The sequence below is a fragment of the Inquilinus sp. genome (assembly GCF_039594555.1).
GTDB lineage: Bacteria > Pseudomonadota > Alphaproteobacteria > DSM-16000 > Inquilinaceae > Inquilinus.
This window is the reverse complement of record NZ_JBCNNF010000472.1, coordinates 1-5,058: the sequence shown is the minus strand read 5'-3', so window position 1 is coordinate 5,058 and position 5,058 is coordinate 1. Positions and strand designations below refer to the sequence as shown.

Below are 5,058 nucleotides of genomic sequence, written 5' to 3'. Positions count from 1 at the left end.
TCCGCTTCCTCGGCCAGATGCCGCTCCAGCCGCGCGATATCGGCCGGCGCGGTGCGCCCGGCGGCGCGGCGGGCGATCGCGGCCTCCAGCGTGCGCCGCGCCTCGAACACCTCGCGCGCCTCCTCGACCGTCGGCGCCGCGACGAAGGCGCCGCGATTCTTCTCGATCACCACCATGTGCTGATGCGCCAGCGCCTGCAGGGCGGAGCGGACGATGGTGCGGCTGACGCCGAAGGCGGCGCCGATCTCGTCCTCCGACAGCTTGGTGCGCGGCGGCAGTCGATGCTCGACGATCGCGTCCAGGATCGAGCGGTAGATCCCGGCCACCCGCGCGCCGCGGTCGGGGATGTCGCGGGTCCCGGCCAGGGTCCCGACGGTCTCGATCGTGTCCATTCTTCCGCTCCCGCGGCGGTCGCGGCGCAGCCGCCGTGACTCGTCCGAAGGGCACCATCCCATGCGGGGATGCGGGGGCTCAAGATTGTATTCTTGTCGATGCAGGATTGTGCACAATCTTCGGGCCGCCTGTATCCCGATGCCCAAAGCGTAGGCGCCGGCCATCCTCGACCGCGTCGTCGGCGGGCCGGATCGGCGCGTTCCGGCGCTTGGCACGCCGCTTGCTGATCCATCCGACCGGACAGGAGGGCGGATGCGCGGCGCAGATCTCGAACTCGTGAAGGTGACCAAGCGCTACGGCGGCACCATCGCCGTGGACGGGATCGACCTGAAGATCCCGGCCGGCACCTATTGCTGCCTGCTCGGCCCCTCGGGCTGCGGCAAGACCTCGACCCTGCGCATGGTCGCAGGGCATGAGGCGGTGTCGGACGGCGACATCATCCTCGGCGTCGCCAACGTCACCGACCGGCCGCCGGCCAAGCGCGGCACGGCGATGATGTTCCAGTCCTACGCCCTGTTCCCGCATCTCTCGGTGGCCGACAACGTCGCCTTCAGCCTGAAGATGCGCGGCGTGGCGAAGGCGGAGCGCCGGGCCAAGGCGGCGGAGCTGCTGGCCCTGGTGGCGATGGAGGCCTATGGCGAGCGGCTGCCGGCGCAGCTCTCCGGCGGGCAGCAGCAGCGCGTGGCGCTGGCCCGGGCGCTGATCACCCAGCCGCAGATCCTGCTGCTGGACGAGCCGCTCTCCGCCCTCGACCCGTTCCTGCGGATCAAGATGCGGGCCGAGCTGAAGCGGCTGCAGGCCGAACTCGGCATCAGCTTCATCCATGTCACCCACAGCCAGGAGGAGGCGATGGCGCTGGCCGACCTGGCGGTGGTGATGAAGGGCGGGCGGATCGAGCAGGCGGGGGCGCCGCAGGATCTCTTCACCCGGCCGGCCACCGAATTCGTCGCCCGCTTCATCGGCGGCCACAATGTCGTCACCCTCGGCGGCCGCCTGGCGACGCTGCGCGCCGACCGGCTGCGGCTGAGCAAGGTCAATGGCGCGGGATTGCCGCCCGGCCAGGTCGAGGCGGTGGTGCAGGGGGTCGAGTACCAGGGCGCCACGGTCCATGTCGCCTTCGGCTGCGATCTCGCGCCCGACATGCTGGCCTGGCTGCCCGAGGCCGACTTCTTCGCCGACCCGGTGGCGCCGGGCGACCGCGTCGCCGTCGCCTGGGCGAAGTCCGACATTCACCCTCTCCACACCGACGCCGCGGGGCGCGGCGACCATCGCCCCCAACCCTAAGGAGGCTCACCATGGCGGATACCAAGGACACCAAGCGCGGCCTCTCCCGCCGCACCCTGCTGAAGACCACGGCGGCGACGGCCGGCGCGCTGGTCGGCAGCCGCGCCATCACCGGCTTCCCCGCGATCATCGCGGCCGAGCCGGTGACGCTGCGCTATCTCGGCACCGCGGTGAACCAGAGCGCCGACATCGCCAAGAAGGCGAAGGAGGATCTGGGCATCACCATCGAATACGTGCCGGTGACGACCGACGAGGTGACCAAGCGCATCGTCACCCAGCCGAACTCCTTCGATCTCGTCGACAGCGAATACTTCTCGCTGAAGAAGCTGCTGCCCTCCGGCAACCTGCAGGGCATGGACGCGAAGCGGATCAAATATGTCGACCAGATCTCGACCGTGTTCACCAAGGGCGAGCTGAACGGCAAGAAGATCGGCGACCAGGGCACCGCGCCGAAGAAGGTGTTCTACCTGCCCGAGAAGAACGGCAAGACCTTCGCCACCGAGCCGACCGAGTGGATCACCCTGATCCCGACCACCTACAACGCCGACACGCTCGGCATCCGGCCCGACCTGATCGGCCGGCCGATCGAGAGCTGGAAGGAACTGCTGAACCCCGAATTCAAGGGCAAGGCCTCGATCCTGAACATCCCGTCGATCGGCATCATGGACGCGGCGATGGTGGTCGAGTCGGCCGGCCTCCACACCTATGCCGACAAGGGCAACATGACCAAGGAGGAGATCGACCTGACCATGAAGGTGCTGACCGAGGCCAAGCAGGCCGGCCAGTTCCGCGCCTTCTGGCAGGATTTCAACGAGAGCGTGAACCTGATGGCCTCGGGCGAGACGGTGATCCAGTCGATGTGGTCGCCGGCCGTGACCAAGGTCCGCTCCATGGGCATCGCCTGCACCTTCCAGCCGCTGAAGGAAGGCTACCGCGCCTGGGCCTCCGGCTTCGGCCTGCCGAAGACCCTGAAGGACAAGAAGCTCGACGCCGCCTACGACTTCATCAACTGGTTCCTGTCCGGCTGGGCCGGCGCCTATCTCAACCGCCAGGGCTACTACTCGGCGGTGCTGGAGACGGCCAAGGCCAATATGGAACCCTATGAGTGGGCCTATTGGATGGAGGGCAAGCCGGCGGCGCAGGATATCAAGGCACCGGACGGCACGGTGATGGAGAAGGCCGGCGCGGTGCGCGACGGCGGCTCCTACGACCAGCGCATGGGCGGCGTCGCCTGCTGGAACGCGGTGATGGACGAGAACGACTACATGGTCCGCAAGTGGAACGCCTTCATCGCCGCATAGAGCGCTGAGCGCCGCCGTGACCACCCCCTCACCCTCCCTCTCCTCTGGGAGAGGGAGGGTGAGGGGGCTCGCCGCCGCATGATCCGAGAGGCAGCATGACCGCTATCCCCGCGGAAGACGCACCCGCCCGCACCGTCGCGGCGCCCCGGGCCCGATCCTCCGGGCGCTTCACGGCGTTCCTGCAGGCGGCGCCGATGATGCTGGTGTTCCTGCTATTCTTCGTGCTGCCGCTGGTGGTGACGGTGGTGGTCAGCTTCTGGGACTACACCGAATACTCGATCGTGCCGGACTTCACATTCCGCAACTATGTCGAGGCCTTCGACGGCTGCCTCACCTCGCTGCCTGACCTGTGCACCACCTTCAAGACCTATCTGTCGACCCTTAAGATCGGGGCGATGGTGTGGGCCATCACCCTCGGCCTTGGCTTCACCATCGCCTATTTCCTGGTGTTCCACGTCCGGACCACGGCGATGCAGATCGTGCTGTGCCTGCTCTGCACCATCCCATTCTGGACCTCGAACGTGATCCGGATGATCTCCTGGATCCCGCTGCTGGGCCGCAACGGGCTGGTCAACCAGGGGCTGCTCGGCCTCGGCCTGATCGACCGGCCGATCGACGGGCTGCTCTATTCCGAATTCTCGGTGGTGCTGGCCTTCGTGCACCTGTTCACCGTGTTCATGATCGTGCCGATCCTGAACTCGATGCTGCGGATCGACCGGTCGCTGATCGAGGCCGCGACCGACGCCGGCGCCAGCGGCTGGCAGATCCTGTGGAACGTGATCGTGCCGCTGTGCAAGCCGGGCATCGCCATCGGCTCGATCTTCGTCGTCACCATCGTGATGGGCGATTTCGTCACCGTCGGGGTCATGGGCGGGCAGCAGATCGCCTCGGTCGGCAAGGTGATCCAGGTCCAGCTCAGCTACCTGCAGTTCCCGGCCGCGGCGGCCAACGCGGTGATCCTGCTGGCGGTGGTGATCATGATCATCGTCGCCCTGACCCGGCTGGTCGACATCCGGAAGGAGCTGTGAGCATGCGCGAAGGCCGTCCGCTCTCCTTCTACGTCCTGGCCGCGGTGTTCGGCCTGTTCGTGCTGTTCCTCTACGGCCCGACGCTGACCATCTTCGTGCTGTCCTTCCAGGGGCCGCAGGGCGGGCTGACCTTCCCGATGAACGGCATCTCCACCTTCTGGTTCGAGAAGCTTTGGGACGGGATGGGCGTGGTCGATATCGGCGCCGCCTTCTGGCGCTCGCTGAAGCTCGGCCTGGTGGTGATGGTGCTGACCATGGCCTTGTCGGTCTCGGCCGGGCTTGCCTTCCGCCGCCGCTTCCCGGGCCAGTCGGCGCTGTTCTACACCGCCATCGCCAGCCTGATCATGCCGTCGATCGTGGTCTCGCTCGGCATCGCGCTGGAGTTCCGCCTGCTCGACGAGGCGATCAAGAGCCTGGGCGAGAGCTGGGACATCGCCTGGATCAACGACGACTTCACCACGGCGATGGGGCTGTTCCGCTCCGGCCTCGGCGCGCACCTGACCTGGACCATGCCGTTCGGCCTGCTGATCATGTTCGCGGTGTTCAACCGCTTCGACCGCCGCTACGAGGAGGCGGCGCGGGACCTCGGCGCGTCCTCCTGGCAGAGCTTCCGCCATGTCGTGCTGCCGATCATCGGCGCCAGCGTGGTCGGCGTCGGGCTGTTCGGCTTCACCCTGTCCTGGGACGAGATCGCCCGGTCGTCGCAGGCGATCGGCGAGCAGAACACCCTGCCGCTGGAGCTGCAGGGCCTGACCACCACGGTGACGACGCCGGAGATCTATGCCCTCGGCACGATGACCACGGCGGTGTCGCTGGCGGTGGTGCTGACCGCGCTCGGCCTGATGGCGCTGCTGCGCGGCCGCCGCGGCCGCCACGGGACGGATGCAGGGCAGGGGCTGGTGTGAGGATGGATGGAGTGGTGGCGGACTCTCTTTTTCTGTCATGCCCGGGCTTGACCCGGGCATCCAGGGCGGCAAGAGCCGCTCTCGGTGGCCCCTGGATTGCCGGGTTATCTTGTCCCTTCTCACACGACAGTTCCAGATGCGCTGAAT

Annotated in this window: 5 protein-coding genes; 4 read left to right on the top strand and 1 reads right to left on the bottom strand. The window is 67.5% G+C overall.

Going from position 1 to position 5,058, the window contains the following annotated elements:
- The coding region (locus tag ABDW35_RS31950) for a GntR family transcriptional regulator (protein WP_343717883.1) at positions 1 to 392 on the bottom strand (392 nt) is incomplete at its 3' end.
- Positions 393 to 645: 253 nt separating this feature from the next.
- Here ABDW35_RS31950 and ABDW35_RS31945 point away from each other — a divergent pair.
- The 4 genes from ABDW35_RS31945 (at position 646) to ABDW35_RS31930 (ending at position 4,911) form a co-directional block, all read left to right on the top strand.
- Entirely contained in the window at positions 646 to 1,677 is a 1,032-nt protein-coding gene (locus ABDW35_RS31945; protein WP_343717882.1) for an ABC transporter ATP-binding protein, read from the top strand.
- A gap of 11 nt (positions 1,678 to 1,688) precedes the next feature.
- Positions 1,689 to 2,978, top strand: coding sequence for an extracellular solute-binding protein (locus ABDW35_RS31940; RefSeq protein WP_343717881.1), 1,290 nt, complete (start codon positions 1,689 to 1,691; stop codon positions 2,976 to 2,978).
- A 95-nt stretch (positions 2,979 to 3,073) separates the two neighbouring features.
- Positions 3,074 to 4,006 (top strand): ABC transporter permease, encoded by a 933-nt coding sequence (locus ABDW35_RS31935; protein ID WP_343717880.1) that lies wholly within the window; start codon positions 3,074 to 3,076, stop codon positions 4,004 to 4,006.
- 2 nt (positions 4,007 to 4,008) lie between these two features.
- The gene (locus ABDW35_RS31930; RefSeq protein ID WP_343717879.1) at positions 4,009 to 4,911 is read left to right on the top strand and encodes an ABC transporter permease; all 903 of its coding nucleotides are present in this window, start codon (positions 4,009 to 4,011) and stop codon (positions 4,909 to 4,911) included.
- Positions 4,912 to 5,058: the final 147 nt, after the last annotated feature.